The sequence below is a fragment of the Klebsiella sp. GFKo11 genome, assembly GCF_056490265.1.
In genome coordinates this window covers 2,835,914-2,849,876 of record NZ_CM151369.1, presented here as the reverse complement: position 1 = coordinate 2,849,876, position 13,963 = coordinate 2,835,914, and the positions used below count along the sequence as shown (strand labels likewise).

Annotated in this window: 14 protein-coding genes; 6 read left to right on the top strand and 8 right to left on the bottom strand. The window is 50.3% G+C overall.

Annotated elements, in window-relative coordinates:
* Positions 1-260: 260 nt before the first annotated feature.
* Entirely contained in the window at positions 261-1,145 is an 885-nt protein-coding gene (locus AC07P6_RS13815) for an SDR family oxidoreductase (protein WP_182239222.1), read from the top strand.
* 131 nt (positions 1,146-1,276) lie between these two features.
* On the opposite strand, the gene AC07P6_RS13810 is transcribed toward AC07P6_RS13815, so the two are convergent.
* Positions 1,277-1,912: a carbonic anhydrase gene (locus AC07P6_RS13810; protein ID WP_110273955.1), complete on the bottom strand. Its 636-nt coding sequence runs from the start codon at positions 1,910-1,912 to the stop codon at positions 1,277-1,279.
* A 379-nt stretch (positions 1,913-2,291) separates the two neighbouring features.
* On the opposite strand from AC07P6_RS13810, the gene AC07P6_RS13805 reads away from it, so the two are divergent.
* Positions 2,292-2,921, top strand: coding sequence for a LysE family transporter (locus AC07P6_RS13805; RefSeq protein WP_475700041.1), 630 nt, complete (start codon positions 2,292-2,294; stop codon positions 2,919-2,921).
* Positions 2,922-2,966: 45 nt separating this feature from the next.
* On the opposite strand, the gene AC07P6_RS13800 is transcribed toward AC07P6_RS13805, so the two are convergent.
* A complete protein-coding gene (locus tag AC07P6_RS13800) occupies positions 2,967-3,737 on the bottom strand; it encodes a DeoR/GlpR family DNA-binding transcription regulator (RefSeq protein ID WP_478316672.1) in 771 nt (256 codons plus the stop codon).
* A 91-nt stretch (positions 3,738-3,828) separates the two neighbouring features.
* Here AC07P6_RS13800 and AC07P6_RS13795 point away from each other — a divergent pair, with 91 nt between their 5' ends.
* The 3 genes from AC07P6_RS13795 to AC07P6_RS13785 are packed head-to-tail and all read left to right on the top strand — an operon-like array spanning position 3,829 to position 5,277.
* The gene (locus AC07P6_RS13795; protein ID WP_478316670.1) at positions 3,829-4,212 is read left to right on the top strand and encodes a VOC family protein; all 384 of its coding nucleotides are present in this window, start codon (positions 3,829-3,831) and stop codon (positions 4,210-4,212) included.
* 30 nt (positions 4,213-4,242) lie between these two features.
* Positions 4,243-4,881 carry a CatA-like O-acetyltransferase, family 1 gene (locus AC07P6_RS13790; protein WP_478316668.1) on the top strand — a complete coding sequence of 213 codons (639 nt, stop codon included), beginning with the start codon at positions 4,243-4,245 and terminating at the stop codon, positions 4,879-4,881.
* A 9-nt stretch (positions 4,882-4,890) separates the two neighbouring features.
* Positions 4,891-5,277: a GFA family protein gene (locus tag AC07P6_RS13785; RefSeq protein ID WP_434664061.1), complete on the top strand. Its 387-nt coding sequence runs from the start codon at positions 4,891-4,893 to the stop codon at positions 5,275-5,277.
* A 3-nt stretch (positions 5,278-5,280) separates the two neighbouring features.
* Here AC07P6_RS13785 and AC07P6_RS13780 read toward each other — a convergent pair whose 3' ends face one another.
* The 6 genes from AC07P6_RS13780 to AC07P6_RS13755 all read right to left on the bottom strand — a co-directional run bounded on the left by AC07P6_RS13780 (position 5,281) and on the right by AC07P6_RS13755 (position 12,785).
* A complete protein-coding gene (locus AC07P6_RS13780) occupies positions 5,281-5,793 on the bottom strand; it encodes a DUF1543 domain-containing protein (RefSeq protein ID WP_182239230.1) in 513 nt (170 codons plus the stop codon).
* A 215-nt stretch (positions 5,794-6,008) separates the two neighbouring features.
* A complete protein-coding gene (locus AC07P6_RS13775; protein WP_478316666.1) occupies positions 6,009-7,196 on the bottom strand; it encodes a PTS sugar transporter subunit IIC in 1,188 nt (395 codons plus the stop codon).
* Positions 7,197-7,312: 116 nt separating this feature from the next.
* Complete coding sequence (locus AC07P6_RS13770; protein WP_434663328.1) at positions 7,313-8,002, bottom strand: 6-phosphogluconolactonase; 690 nt, start codon at positions 8,000-8,002, stop codon at positions 7,313-7,315.
* Complete coding sequence (locus tag AC07P6_RS13765) at positions 7,983-9,341, bottom strand: 6-phospho-beta-glucosidase (RefSeq protein WP_478316664.1); 1,359 nt, start codon at positions 9,339-9,341, stop codon at positions 7,983-7,985. The genes AC07P6_RS13770 and AC07P6_RS13765 overlap by 20 nt, the downstream gene beginning before the upstream one ends.
* Positions 9,338-10,093, bottom strand: a complete 756-nt coding sequence (locus AC07P6_RS13760; protein ID WP_182239239.1) for a MurR/RpiR family transcriptional regulator — start codon at positions 10,091-10,093, stop codon at positions 9,338-9,340. The genes AC07P6_RS13765 and AC07P6_RS13760 overlap by 4 nt, the downstream gene beginning before the upstream one ends.
* A gap of 286 nt (positions 10,094-10,379) precedes the next feature.
* Positions 10,380-12,785 carry a membrane-bound PQQ-dependent dehydrogenase, glucose/quinate/shikimate family gene (locus AC07P6_RS13755; protein WP_478316662.1) on the bottom strand — a complete coding sequence of 802 codons (2,406 nt, stop codon included), beginning with the start codon at positions 12,783-12,785 and terminating at the stop codon, positions 10,380-10,382.
* Between the two features lie 474 nt (positions 12,786-13,259).
* Here AC07P6_RS13755 and AC07P6_RS13750 point away from each other — a divergent pair, with 474 nt between their 5' ends.
* A complete protein-coding gene (locus AC07P6_RS13750) occupies positions 13,260-13,808 on the top strand; it encodes a tyrosine-type DNA invertase (RefSeq protein ID WP_478316660.1) in 549 nt (182 codons plus the stop codon).
* The last annotated feature ends 155 nt before the right edge of the window (positions 13,809-13,963 follow it).

The window sequence follows — 13,963 nt, the reverse complement described above, 5'->3', positions numbered from 1 at the left end:
TTCATTTCACTCTTAGCGGCTTAAATATATCCAACCCCTGATAAAACCCGACCTGAATATTCCATGCAGCTTCGATAGAATAGTCCTAAAATTCACAACACCTCTGCGCCGTCACAATTCAAAAAAATTTCCCGGCAATCAGTGAATTACCGTCAATCATTCAGTGAATTAACAAAATGAAAGCGTTCATTTATTCACCACTTGAGTTTTATGCGCTGCCTGAGGGCCTATCCTTAACCCTTTACCACGAGGAGGTCAGTATGAGCGACGACGCTAAAAATACCGCGAAGTATCCCCGTCCCCCCTTTATTGAGCAGCCACAATCGCCGCCGGGTTTAGCCGAAGAGATGAAACCAGCGCCGGACCACGGCGAATTGAGCTATGTCGGATCCGAACGCCTGGCGGGTAAACGAGCGCTAATTACCGGCGGTGATTCCGGGATTGGCCGGGCGGTGGCTATCGCCTTTGCCCGAGAAGGCGCGGATGTCGCGATAAACTACCTGCCGGAGGAAGAATCTGACGCTGAAACCGTCATCGCCCTGATTCAGGCTGAAGGACGCAAAGCCGTGCCCATTCCTGGTGATATTCGCAGCGAATCTTTCTGTGAAGCCCTGGTGGAGCAAGCCGCCAGCGAACTCGGTGGGCTGGATATTCTGGTCAATAACGCCGGACGCCAGCAGTATTGTGAATCGCTGGAAGATCTCTCAACTGAGGATTTTGACGCCACCTTTAAAACCAACGTCTATGCGGCCTTCTGGATAACCAAAGCAGCCCTGCGTCACCTTAAAAAACACAGCGCCATTATTAATACCTCATCAGTGCAGGCCTTTAAGCCAAGCCCCATTCTGCTGGATTATGCGCAAACTAAAGCCAGCCTGGTGGCATTTACCAAATCTCTCGCTAAGCAGCTGGGTCCGAAAGGGATTCGGGTCAACGCCGTTGCGCCCGGTCCTTACTGGACGGTGCTGCAATCCAGCGGCGGGCAGCCTGATGAGAAGGTGCGCCAGTTTGGTGCCGATACCCCTCTGGGTCGCCCTGGCCAGCCGGTGGAGATTGCCCCGTTGTACGTCACCCTCGCCTCTGACGCCTGTTCCTTCACTTCCGGCCAGGTCTGGTGCTCGGACGGCGGCGACGGCGTGCTATAAGCCGGATGCAATGGAGCGCTCACGAAGCAGCGCTCCGTTATGGATACGCAGAAAAACTGAAGTTTGACAGGCAAGGGATACCGAACAGGAAGGCGTGACTCACAGGGCCTCCGTGCCCTGAAAAGAGAGGTTTACTCGAAGAAAACGTCAGGATTTTCCGACAGCGAAACGAAGTTTTTGCTGTTTTTATCCAGCGCACGAATATCACCGCTTTCAATATCGTAGAACCAGCCGTGCAGACGCAGGGTATTGTCGCGCAGGCCAACGGCGACCGACGGGTGGGTTTTGATATTATTCAACTGGGCGATGACGTTTTCCTGCACCATCCCATTCACCTTATCGGTCTCATTCGCCCAGGTCTTTTTATCAACCACCGCTTTTGCCGCATCGGAATAATGCAACCAATGGGAAACTGCGGGCATCGTATCCAGACACTGACAGGTCGCGATCGCTTTCATCGCTCCGCAGTTGGAGTGGCCGCAAATTACAATATCGGTCACGCCCAGGGCGACGACAGCGTACTCGATAGTGGCGGAAACCCCACCCGGCTCCGGTCCGAAAGAGGGAACGATATTACCGGCATTACGAATAACAAACAGCTGACCCGGATCCTGCTGAGTCACCAGCTCCGGCACCAGGCGGCTATCCGAACAGGAGATGAATAGCGCTTTGGGATTCTGGCTGGACGCCAGGCTACGGAAGAGCTCTTTACGTTGTGGGAAGATCTCTTTTTGGAAGTTGAGGAAGCCCTCAATGATATGTTGCATAGCAGTGTCTCTTTTCTCTGTTTTAATGACGATATGACAAAGATCACATTTATCCAGTGTATCACTGAAGAGCAGAATGGGAATCGTTATTCGAATAAGAGATTAAACATCAGACTGATGGCAAATTGGTTTTGAAGACCGGACCCGCATTTTACCGGGTAACGGCGAGCTCTTGAACCGGCCTATAGGATCAACGACGTCTGCGAACCCGTAGCCCGGACAGGTGCGCAGCACCGCCTCCGGGAAAACAACCGCCATTTTTGCCGGCCCATGCAAGCGTGGTGACATTGCGGCAAAGATTGTTTATTTTTTCACTAGAAAACAATTATGAGCGAAGGTCATTGATGACTTCAGCACTAAACATTAATCGGGAGCGTTTATGTTTTTATCCAGCCTGATGGCCATTGCCGCAGTCCTTATCGTGGGCGTGATAAGCCCGGGACCGAGCTTTATTTACGTCGCCCGCAACGCGGTGGCCCGTTCACGCCTTCATGGCCTGGTCACCGCGCTGGGGACCGGTACCGGCGCAGCTATCTTTTCGATTATGGCAATGATGGGTTTACAGAAGTTTTTGACGGCGGTACCAGAGATGTTTATCGGCCTGAAGGTTGCCGGTGGCCTGTATCTGTTGTGGTTAGGCTATAAAATCTATCGCGGCGCAGCGCAGCCGATGGATTTCGCCGCCGGGGGCATGGCAGCAGAACAGTCGCTGTTGAAAACCTTCCGCGACGGTCTTTATACCCAGCTCAGCAATCCGAAAACGGCGCTGGTCTTCGCCTCTATTTTTACCGCCCTGCTGCCAGAGCGCATCCCGGTAGCCTTTTACTATATCGTACCGCTGATGAGCTTTCTGATTGATGTCAGCTGGTATTCACTGGTGGCCCTGGTACTCTCTTCCGCCCGGCCGCGCAGCGTCTATCTGCGTCTGAAGCACAAAATCGATATCGTCACCGCCACGGTACTGGGTGCGCTGGGATTGCGCCTGATAGCGACTTCGCTGTCGAAATAACCTCATGGCCCGAGCGCACTCGCCGCTCGGGCTAGCGCTTCCCGCTTAAACGGTATAAATACGAATATCGTGCTCGCGGAACGCATCGCTATATTCACGACTGACATTCTCTTCCACCACCAGCACATCAATGTCGCCGCTTTCGACCACCACAAAGCGCGCCACCGCGGGGATCTTATCCGAAGTCAGGCCCACGATGATTTCGCTGCACTGCTTAATAACCGCTTTTTTAAACTCACAGTCGGGAAAATCAAATCCCGTGAGACCAGACTCCGGAGCCATAGCGCAGCCGCCGATAAAGCCCTGGTCAAACAACATCCCCTGGATCTGCGCCACGGCGGATGCCCCCACGCAGCCGCCGGTAGCCCGTTGGATCTGGCCGCCCAGCATCACCACGTCATACAGCGGTTTCTTGAGCAGCACTGCGGCGATCTCCGGAGAATTGGTCACTATCGTTAGCGCCAGCTCAACAGGCAGCGCCTCCGCCATCGCCAGATTAGTGGTGCCGGTGTCGATAAAAATGCAGCCGCCGGGCTTAACCAACCTTGCGCACTTCTGCGCGATTCTGCTTTTTATCGCCGTATTCTTATCCTTGCGCTCGCTGTAGTCTCCCGACTCAGGCAGAGTCATAACCGCCCCACCGTAAACCTTCTTGCAAAAACCCTCTTTGCTAAGTTCATGTAAATCACGGCGAATTGTGTGTTCTGATACGCTCAGACGGCTGGCCAGCTCAGCGCAAATCACCCTACCGTTTTCTTGCAGGATCTGGCAAATCAACGCTTGTCGTTGTTTAGGGAAAGCAGCATAATCGAGCACAATAACTCCTGGTAAATCTTTATCGAGCAACAAAGTGCATGATCGTGCATTCTGTCCCTGACTGTCAACACACCGTGTGAAGAGGTTTGAAATGAAAATTGCCCATATCGCCCTATGGACCCGCCAGCTTGAGCAACAGGCCTGCTTTTGGGTGTCGTTTTTTGAAGGCGAAATAAATGAAAAGTATTGCAGCCAGACTAACCTCGGGTTTGAATCTTACTTTGTCAAAATCGGTGATGATATTGCCATTGAACTGATGACCAAACCGGGTCTGAGCGAGCTGAAACCGGATAATAACCACACCGGTTGGGTTCATCTGGCGATAAGCGTTGACGGTGCGCAGAGAGTCGATGCGCTGGCTAAACGCGCCGAGGCGCAAGGTATCCTGGTCTCTGCTCCGCGTACTACCGGCGACGGTTATTACGAAGCGGTTATCAAAGACCCTGATGGCAACCTGATTGAAATCGTCGCATAGTGTGGGACAAATGCGAAAAAGGAGATGCCCGTGGCCAACTATCGCGTGATCGATAAACAAAGCTGGCCGCGAAAAGATCATTTTGATTTTTATCGCGGTTTTGCCAATCCCAGTTTTAACCTCTGCGTACCCTTAGAAGCACAGCGGTTATACGAGTGCGCAAAAGACCGCGACGTCTCTCTCTTCCAACTGGCACTCTACGCGCTGGTTCGCGCGGCAAACGGGGTACCACAGCTTAAACAGCGCCTGCTGGGCGACGATATTATCGAATATGATGAACTGGCGGTGATGACGCCGGTGATGACCGCTCATGAAGGGTTCCGCCAGGTATGGTGCGACAACGCCGCCGATTTTAGCACCTTCAGCCGGGCAGCGACGCCGAGCATTAATGCCGCCAAACACACCGCTCCGGCGCCGCTCATTGTCAAAGGCGAGAACTTTTTCTGCGCCAGCTGCCTGCCGTGGCTGCATTTCAGCGCGATTACCCACGCTGAATACTATGTTGGCGCGGCGGTTCCCGCCCTCACCTGGGGTAAGCTAAAAAACGGCATTATCCCGGTAGCAGGCAAGTTTAATCATGCTTTTGTCGACGGCCTGCACGCCAGCCGCTTCTTCGCACGAGTAGAAGAAGGCTTTGCTGAACCCGACACGCTGTGGCAGCCACAATAGAGGGATATGATGAGCAAAACGCTAACCGGCGGCTGCCTGTGCGGCTATATTCGCTTCAGCGCCGTTAACCCAGTCAGCCCGCACAGCTGTTCTTGCGATATGTGTCAGAAACATACCGGTGCTCAGACGGCAGTGTGGCTGGAGTTCACAGCCAAAGACGTCAACTGGACCGGCGATGGCGGCGCGCCAGCAACATGGCGCTCGTCACAGAACACCTGCCGCGCCTTTTGCCCGCGTTGCGGCAGTTCACTGGGGGCCATTGATGACGGCCCGGTTATCGCCCTGCTGACCGGCGCGTTCGACCAGCCTGATGATAAAACCTTTGCCCCTGAGTTCCACTCATTTGAGGACATGAAGCCGTCATGGTGGCGGCAGATATGCCCTGATGCCGAATAATGATTAACCGGCTACCAGGCCAATCGGCTGGTAGCCCTGCCATTCTGGTTTCGGAGCCACACCTTTGGCGTTGGGCGTGAGATGGAGATACCAGTCGCCAACCTTTTCCAACAGTAGGCAATCATCCACTTCTTTAAGATTGTCTTTATGCTGCTGATCGACACCACAAAGCAGCTTTTGCAACGCTTTGTGCTTCGCGTCTTTCACATCATGTGCGACAAAAAGATCGAATTCATGTAACTCCGCCAGCGTGTCCGGGCGATAGCCACCAGCATTCACAAAAAATAACTTCACATCACTGGATGACGGTTCTTTTGCCAGCGTCACGTCATAACCATCAGCCCAGCTAATACGGCTGTAGCCATCAACATGAATTTTATCCGCATCACCAAACCACGCCTGACGTAACGCAGGCCAGGCCGCCTCCGGCGTCTCTGCCACCACAAACTGAATATCATGCACTTCAATATTCGATTTCCCTGCATTGCCGCCAACATAAAACATAAACAAGTTCACATTACGCTCCCTGGGCCATTCACCTTCGTTATGTACAACACTATATAGCGTTTTCTACGCGTATCCTACTTGTATCACTGGTTTCAGGGGAGAAGTAAAAAGTAACTTAGTGCCTTATAAGGGACAACATGATGAATAAAACGCTAACAGAAGGTCTGTGCTGTGCGGTTCAGCCCGCTCCCCGGCTCAGCATTGCCTGAGCCGGGATTTATAATTTAAACCTGCGCCTCTTCACACTGACTCTCTTCGTGAAGGTATTGTTTATCCAGCACCTTGATGAACGGTAAATAGATAGCAGTGGCGATAACCAGATTAACCGCTTGTAACACTACGCCTGAAATACCGGTGGTCAGAAAGCCGGAAATAAATATTGGCGTAGTCCAGGGAATAGAAATACCGGAAGTCGGCGGCACCCAACCTATCGCGATAACAATATACGTCAGCGTACAAAGGACAATCGGCGTGACCAGGAACGGAATCAGCATCAGCGGATTCAGTACTATCGGCAAACCGAAAATAATCGGTTCATTGATGTTAAATATCGCTGCCGGAGCCGCAAGTTTCGACAGCTGCTTTAATCGCGTACTTTTGGCAACCAGCCAAATAGCGATCAGCAATGCGCCGGTAAACCCCGTCCCGCCAGCAATTAAATATACATCTCTGAACTGCTGAGTGATGATATTGGTGGCTGCTAATCCCCCCTGCGTCTGCGCCAGATTTTGTGCGCTGAGCGTTTGCCAAATCGGCCCCATCACCGAGGTCACAATCGAATCACCATGAATCCCAAAGAACCAAAACAGGCTAATCAACATCTCGGCAATCAATTGTGAAAAAATCGAGTTGCCCAGATATAACAGCGGTTCTTGCAGCATCACGCTGATAAATTTGCCCGGCGTGCCAAAATGCGTAGCTTCAAACAGCACCTTGACGATTATCCAGAACAGCAGAACAATCAGAATAGGCACCAGCGATTTAAACGACTTAGCAATTTCAGACGGTACGCTCGCGGGCATCTTAATAGTAAAAGTTCTGTTTTCAAGAAACTCGATCATCTTGATGGTGACCACCGTGACGATAATCCCTAAAAACATCGACTCAGAGCTAAAATCGACCAGCGCATACGCAGCTGAAACAATTTCACCTGAATCGGTGGTAATACTCCCTGGCGACATTAAGAAAAAGATAGCGATTGGCAAAATAGCGGTGCTTTGGCTCAGCTTGAGCTTTTCAACCAGTTCTTTTGAAAACGTCACAATCACTAATAGCGTCATCAATCCATAGCTGGCATTAATACCGTAATTGAGTTTATCTAACGTCCCCTTCCCTAATAGCGAAGTCATAAATTCGCTATAACCCGGGACAGGGAAATTGGTCAGTAAAAGAAAAAAGGAACCGACAATCAAAAAGGTATCAGAGCAATGAATGCACTTTTTAGTGCCGACAAATAGATGTTTGACGATATTTTCTCAGCTAATGGCAACATCCTTTGTTCGAGTAAAGAGGTTATGCTCATAGGCAGTTATCCTTGCAGATCTTTTGTAATATAGTAATGAACCTGAGGGAATTTTTTAATATAAACGGCGGGTATATTGGTATTGAGTGCATCACCATTGACAATATCCTGATAGACGCCTTTTTTGTTTTCGTTGTTAATAATCACAATCACTTTTTTAGCTTTAACGATCTTATTCAGGCCCACGGTGATGCCTTCGGTCAGGGTCACATCGCCAGAAAAATATTTGCTACTGGCGACCTTAATGGTGATGTCATCCAGTTCGGTCTGCAGATAGTCTGCATCAAACGTCACGCCGGGTTCGTTCAAGCCAATGTGCCCGTTCATTCCCACACCCAGAATGACATAATCAAATTCCTGCTCCTCCAGAGCCGCGTTATACATGGCGATATTCTGTTCCATCGCGGCAAAAGGATCGAAATGCACCAACTTCACCGGATGCTGGCACTTATGTACAAAATCCGCGTTAATCATGCTCAGACAACTACCGTCCAGATCGCTTGGGACGTTGACCCACTCGTCGAGAGCAAAAAAAGTATGGTCTTTGGCAATAGTGGTTGCTGCCAGGGCATCATATATCCAACACGGCGTACTTCCTGACGGAATCAAGATACGTGAATTCGGCTTAAGCTCGGCTAACTCGCTAACTACCTGCGCGGCAAGCGCAGGGTTATTGCTAAAGGTTGTCGTTTTCATCAGAAAGCTCCCGCGATTGAAGTGATTCAATTTTTTTGGCGAACAGAGGTAAATACTTTTTATTGGCCAGCAGCATCTCTTTGACTAATTCAATGCCGCGGTTATCGCTTGAGCATAAGGGGTTAAATACAAACGCAGATATGAGTGTGGGGTAATCGCCAGTCGCCGCGGCCTTAACCACCTGAGCCTCATAATCTTTCATCATTGAAACAATCCCTTTGGCTGGCGAAGGAATTTCGCCGGTACAAATCGGTATTGGTCCGTTGCGGGTCAGCACGCAATTCACTTCAACCACCGCATCGAACGGTAAATTGGTGATGGCGCCATTATTACGCACGTTGACCGCCTGGATGCTTTTATCATCCAGATAAATAGCCCGAATGACATTTAATGCGGCAGTGGAATAGAGCGCCCCACCTCTGGCCTCCAGCTCTTTAGGTTTCTCCTGCAAGGATTCGTCACTGTATTTTTTAAACAGTTCAGCTTCAATATTTTTAACCACTTCTCCACGCGACAGTTCAGCCGCATTCTGCTCAGCAAGCAGCTCTTCCGTTTTGATGTAATACTTCAAATATGAAGAGGGAATAAGATGAGTGGCGGATAACAACTCGTGATTAAACTGCTCGTTATTCACGTTTTTGAAGCCAAGTTCGTCAACATCAGAAGCGTTCATAATATCAATCACTTTATCAATGCACTCTTCGCCTTTATGAAGAATTTTGGTGATAAAGTTCATGTGATTGGAACCTTTAAACTCAACGTATAGATCATCCACATTGACGTTCAGCAGCTCGGCGACTTTATGCGTCATATTGATAGGGCCATTACACAGCCCGATAACCCGATGATTGTTACTGTATTTCAGGACGGCTTCCGTGACCATTGAGGCAGGATTGGTGAAGTTAATCAGCCAGGCGTCAGGGCAGATTTCCTTCATCTCGTTAGCTATCTCAATGATCACCGGGATGGTGCGCAAGGCTTTAAACATACCGCCCGCGCCGTTCGTTTCCTGACCAATGAAACCGTATGACTTCGGTAGCGCTTCATCAATGATTCTGGCGTCGATGCCCCCTACACGTAGCTGCGTAATGACGAAATCAGCGCCCTGCAGCGCAGCTTTACGATCGAATGTCTGGGTGACTTCAATCGCTAAACCGACTTTCGCCAGCATCCGTTGGGTCAGTTGGAAAATAATATTCATTTTCTCTTGCCCCATCTCCACATCAACGAAATCAATGTGCGAAATAGGCAGTTGAGCATGATTTTTTATCACCCCTTCAATTAATTCCGGCGTATAGCTACTCCCTGCCCCGATCACCACCAGCTTAACTTTTTTCATGAGTCTTCTACCTTAGAATTAAATTTTAGCGACACTTTTCTGACGTTTGATAAATGGAAAAGCATGATATCGACGATCGCTACCTGAATCGGGTAGCTAATATTTTCAAATACGCTGTCTTTTATAATCGCGTTTTTATAGATCAATACGGCATCGGCCTGACGAGCTAGCGTCGAATTTTGCCGACTGGTGATCGCCGCTACCTTGACCCCATGTTTTCTGGCGTTAGACATTATCTCGTCTAACATCTCCGACTCACCGCTATTTGACACAATTAACACGCAGTCGTCAGGGGTAAGAAAGCGGCTACGCACGTTGCAATTGGTATAATCCGTTTCGTTAAGAATATTAAAACCGAGCACCATCAGGTTATAGCTGACGTAGCGGGCAACGCTGTCCGACGTCCCGTATCCCCAGGTAATGATCGTATTGCAGCCGCATAAAAAATCACAAAATGCTTGTACTTTTTTCTCTGAGACCCGGGTTAAGGCATCCTGTACTTCCTGCATATACTGACTAACAAATGCATGATGCTGCTGGGAGCTATTGGACATCGAGAAAGCATCACGAATATCAACCTTAAACTCCTGATAGTTGTTGAAGCCTAATTTTTTCACCAGTTTTGAAATTGACGGCGCGGTGGTATATACGCGCTCCGCCAGCTCATGAATTCGCATTTCATAAACGTCTGCGGGGTTCTCCTGACAGAATTTGTAAATTCTAAGCTCATTGCTGGTTAAATCTTTGCGCATGAGGTGTACCTCTACGTAAATGCTGAGCGTGCACAGCATTGGCTTTCGAAAAAAATCTTAGCAAGTTAATGTCGGAAATAGATTTTATGTTTTAGAAATTAATTTCCGTGATCCAGGTTATAAATTTCCTTAAGAAGACTTTTCCTGTAACCGTTTTACAGGCAAGGAGATCGCTGAAATTGCGCTCAGTAGCCCGTGCAACAAGCACAAAAAATCCGCAAACGGTTAACGTTTGCGGATTCTGACTTCACCATGAGGTGGTTCAGTGATTTATAACCGGTAAGCGCTACTCTTCCAGCGCGTAAGCGATAATATCATCGCCAACGTCCGGCGAGTGGCTGGCGCCGCCTGCGGAGATCACCACATACTCTTTCCCGGTCTTCGGTGACTTATAGATAAGCGGAGCCGCCACGGCACCTACCGGCAGACGGGCGCGCCACAGCTCTTTACCGGTCGAGGAATCCAGCGCACGCAGGTAGTTATCCTGAGTCCCGGCAAAGAACACCAGCCCGGAAGCGGTTGAAGTCGGGCCGCCCAACGTCGGCATACCCAATGGGATGTGCAGATGCGTTTTCAGGCCCAGCGGACCGGTATCCTCAACCGAACCCATCGGCACCTGCCACATCAACTGACGGGTGTTGAGGTCAATCGCGCTCATGGTGCCAAACGGCGGCGTATTGCACGGCACGCCCAGCGCCGATTGCAGAATGTCGATCCGCACGCCGCCGTAAGGCCCGGCAACCTGCGGACGCACGGTGCCCATAAAGCCCGGAACTTCGTCGGTGGAGACTTTATATTTCGCCATATCCTCCTGACGCACCAGCGACATTCTCAGCGGCATCCGCATGTCGTTGACGAACAGCGTACCGGTGCGCTCATCGATGGTGATACCACCCCAGTTCATACCGCCCAGCAGACTAGGCCATTCAATATAGGGCTTCTCTGACGGCGGAGTGTACATCCCCAGATACGTCGATTCTTTGAAGTCGATACGGCACATCAACTGATCAAACGGCGTGACGCCCCACATCGATTTCTCGGTCAGCGGCTCAACGCCCAACTGCGGCATTCCGGTGGAGAACGGCTGAGTCGCCGAGAGATGCTCACCTTCTGCGCCATCGTGAGCAACAGGCAGCTCTTCCACGCGGGTCACCGGCTTGCCCGTCCGACGATCAAGGACGTAAATCTGCCCGGTTTTGGTCGTCTGGATCAGAACCGGAATCTCTTCGCCCTTGTCGTTTTTCATATGGAACAGCACCGGCTGCGATGGCAGGTCATAATCCCAGATATCGTGATGCACGGTCTGGAAGACCCACTTTGTCTCCCCGGTGCTGGCATCCACCGCCACGACGGATGAGCCGTATTTCTCTTTAGCCTCGTTGCGATCGCCGCCCCAGTAATCTGGCGGGCCGTTACCGGTTGGTAGGTAAATCAGGTTCAGCTCTTTATCAAAACCCGGCACCGTCCAGACGTTCGGCGTTTCGAGGGTGTAGACACGACCTTTTTCCGGATCGGTAATGTTTTCCGGCTGGCCCACGTCCCAGGCCCAGACCACTTTACCGGTACGCACATCAAACGCGCGCACCACGCCAGACGGCTCGCCGTGAACAATATCGCGCACCCAGCCGCCAAGCACCGCAATGTGCCCCATGATCACCGGCGTTGAGGTCGGGTGATAGCGCTTGCTGTTTTCGGTATTGTCCATGCCCTGTTTCAGATCAACGCTGCCGTGGTCGCCAAAGTCATCGCACAGTTCGCCGCTTTTGGCGTTCAGCGCGATCAAGCGTGCATCAACGGTAGAGATTAGAATACGTTGCGGGCACTGTTGCAACGCCGGACTGGACTTCTCTTCCACACTCAGCGAATCGTCGCTCTGCACATCGTAATAACCCACGCCGCGGCAGGTCACGTGTTCAGCGGTCTGCGCCTGCGGGTCAAAACGCCAGCGCGGTTTGCCGGTATCCGCATCCAGCGCGGTGACAACGTTTAGCGGCGTGCAAGAGTACAGCGTGTCGCCAATTTGCAGCGGAGTATTTTCATCGACGCCAATCCCGGCACCGGTAAGACGCCGTCCGGTATGCGCGGTCCAGGCCACCTTCAGGTTTTTGACGTTCTCCGGGGTGATGTCATCATACGGCGCGAAGCGGGTACCGGACGCATCGCGACCAAAGAATTCCCAGTTATCGCTTTTCGACGCCAGCGTTGGCGTTTTGTCATTGCTCGCTTTTACCACCCCGTTATGAATGCCACCGTGCGGGTAAAACGCCGACACCAGCGTCGCCAGCAGTGCGAGGAAAATCGCCGACGCGCTCCAGTTGGCGTAGCGCACCCGAGCGCGTTTCACCGGCAGCGTGGTCGCTAGCCACAGCGCCAACATCAGCATCAGCGCCGGAACCACCAGGCGTGGGATCAGGCCCCAGTAGCTGAACTGCACTTCATACAGTGCCCAGCACAGGGTTAACAGGAAAGTCAGAATAGCGAAAGGGAGAACATATTTACTGCGGGTGATAAAGCCGACGGCGATAAGCAGATAAGCCACACCGGCTAGCAGATACCAGGCGCTACCGCCAAGAGAGAGGAGTTTGCCGCCCCAGATAGTGAAAAAAAGCCCTATGCCAAAGCTTAGGAGTACAAAGAGTAACCGGTAGACGGTGAAGAAAATCCCTCTCCCGCTACCTTGTCGTTCGTCCATATTTCATCCCATACGACGTCAGTCGAAAAAACCAAAACATTTATTTTAAACAGTGCCTTATCGAGATGATAAAAGCACAGACCGCATATCATGTTGGTTGGACGCTCCAGACCAGAGCGAAGAACGTAAGAAATCATATGCATTTGTAAATGTTATGTAAAATTATACAGCATTAAATGTTTAAAATTTTTTAATTTATAAAAGTAAGTTGAAGAGTCATGCGGTTATAAGACTAAGCAGAAAACGAGTCTTACACCAAGGAGCACGAGGATTTTCAGCCGACCTAAACGGGTCAGATACAGGCAAAAATCAGCCCATACTGCGGCGATGGAAGACCCGGAAACCACCTTGCTATCCTTCGCCCCCTGTTTAATCATACCGGGCGCAATTCGTTAGTTGCGCCCGATATGGCGTAGTATTTCGTCCCTTTATCTATCTGACAAAACATCATCATGACTATTCAGGAGGTTAATCATGAACAAACGAAAATATCTTACGGAGACGGAAATTAAAAAAATCATTCACGAAGCATCGAAAGGCGCTAACCCGGAAAGAGACCGTTGCTTGATCTGGATGTGTTTTATTCATGGTTGTCGAGTGAGCGAAATTCGTCACTGGCAGCTATCTGACCTTGACCTGCATAACAATTCGATTTACGTCAAACGTCTTAAAAACGGTTTTTCTACCACTCATCCTTTATTTTCCAGCGAGAAGGCGTTCATCCATGACTGGCTGTCTGTGCGAAAAAACTATCGTAATAGTGACAGTGACTGGCTTTTTTTATCGCAAAAAGGGACGCCACTATCGCGTCAGCGGATCCACGTGCTGATCAGTCATTACAGTCAAAGAGCTGGGTTAAGGATTACGGCACATCCCCATATGCTTCGCCATGCCTGTGGTTTTTCACTCGCCGATAAAGGAATGGATACCCGACTGATTCAGGATTATCTCGGCCACAGAAACATCCAGCACACGGTGCTTTATACAGCGAGTAATGCCGCAAGATTTAAAAATATATGGTGAAAACATAAATAATATGCGCCTTACTTGACATAATGTATCAGATTGTCACTAACATAATGAATAGCCTATAACCTGTCAACTTATGTGGTTTTTATTGTGCGCAATGACTAATTCCATTAATTATCAATGAATTAAAATCACCTCCATTTTTTGAC

Bases quoted from the DNA above. Each gene is read 5' to 3' on its own strand.
- AC07P6_RS13815 (WP_182239222.1), top strand. From the start codon at position 261: ATGAGCGACGACGCTAAAAATACCGCGAAGTATCCCCGTCCCCCCTTT.
- AC07P6_RS13810 (WP_110273955.1), bottom strand. From the start codon at position 1,912: ATGCAACATATCATTGAGGGCTTCCTCAACTTCCAAAAAGAGATCTTC.
- AC07P6_RS13805 (WP_475700041.1), top strand. From the start codon at position 2,292: ATGTTTTTATCCAGCCTGATGGCCATTGCCGCAGTCCTTATCGTGGGC.
- AC07P6_RS13795 (WP_478316670.1), top strand. From the start codon at position 3,829: ATGAAAATTGCCCATATCGCCCTATGGACCCGCCAGCTTGAGCAACAG.
- AC07P6_RS13785 (WP_434664061.1), top strand. From the start codon at position 4,891: ATGAGCAAAACGCTAACCGGCGGCTGCCTGTGCGGCTATATTCGCTTC.
- AC07P6_RS13770 (WP_434663328.1), bottom strand. From the start codon at position 8,002: ATGAAAACGACAACCTTTAGCAATAACCCTGCGCTTGCCGCGCAGGTA.
- AC07P6_RS13765 (WP_478316664.1), bottom strand. From the start codon at position 9,341: ATGAAAAAAGTTAAGCTGGTGGTGATCGGGGCAGGGAGTAGCTATACG.
- AC07P6_RS13760 (WP_182239239.1), bottom strand. From the start codon at position 10,093: ATGCGCAAAGATTTAACCAGCAATGAGCTTAGAATTTACAAATTCTGT.
- AC07P6_RS13755 (WP_478316662.1), bottom strand. From the start codon at position 12,785: ATGGACGAACGACAAGGTAGCGGGAGAGGGATTTTCTTCACCGTCTAC.
- AC07P6_RS13750 (WP_478316660.1), top strand. From the start codon at position 13,260: ATGAACAAACGAAAATATCTTACGGAGACGGAAATTAAAAAAATCATT.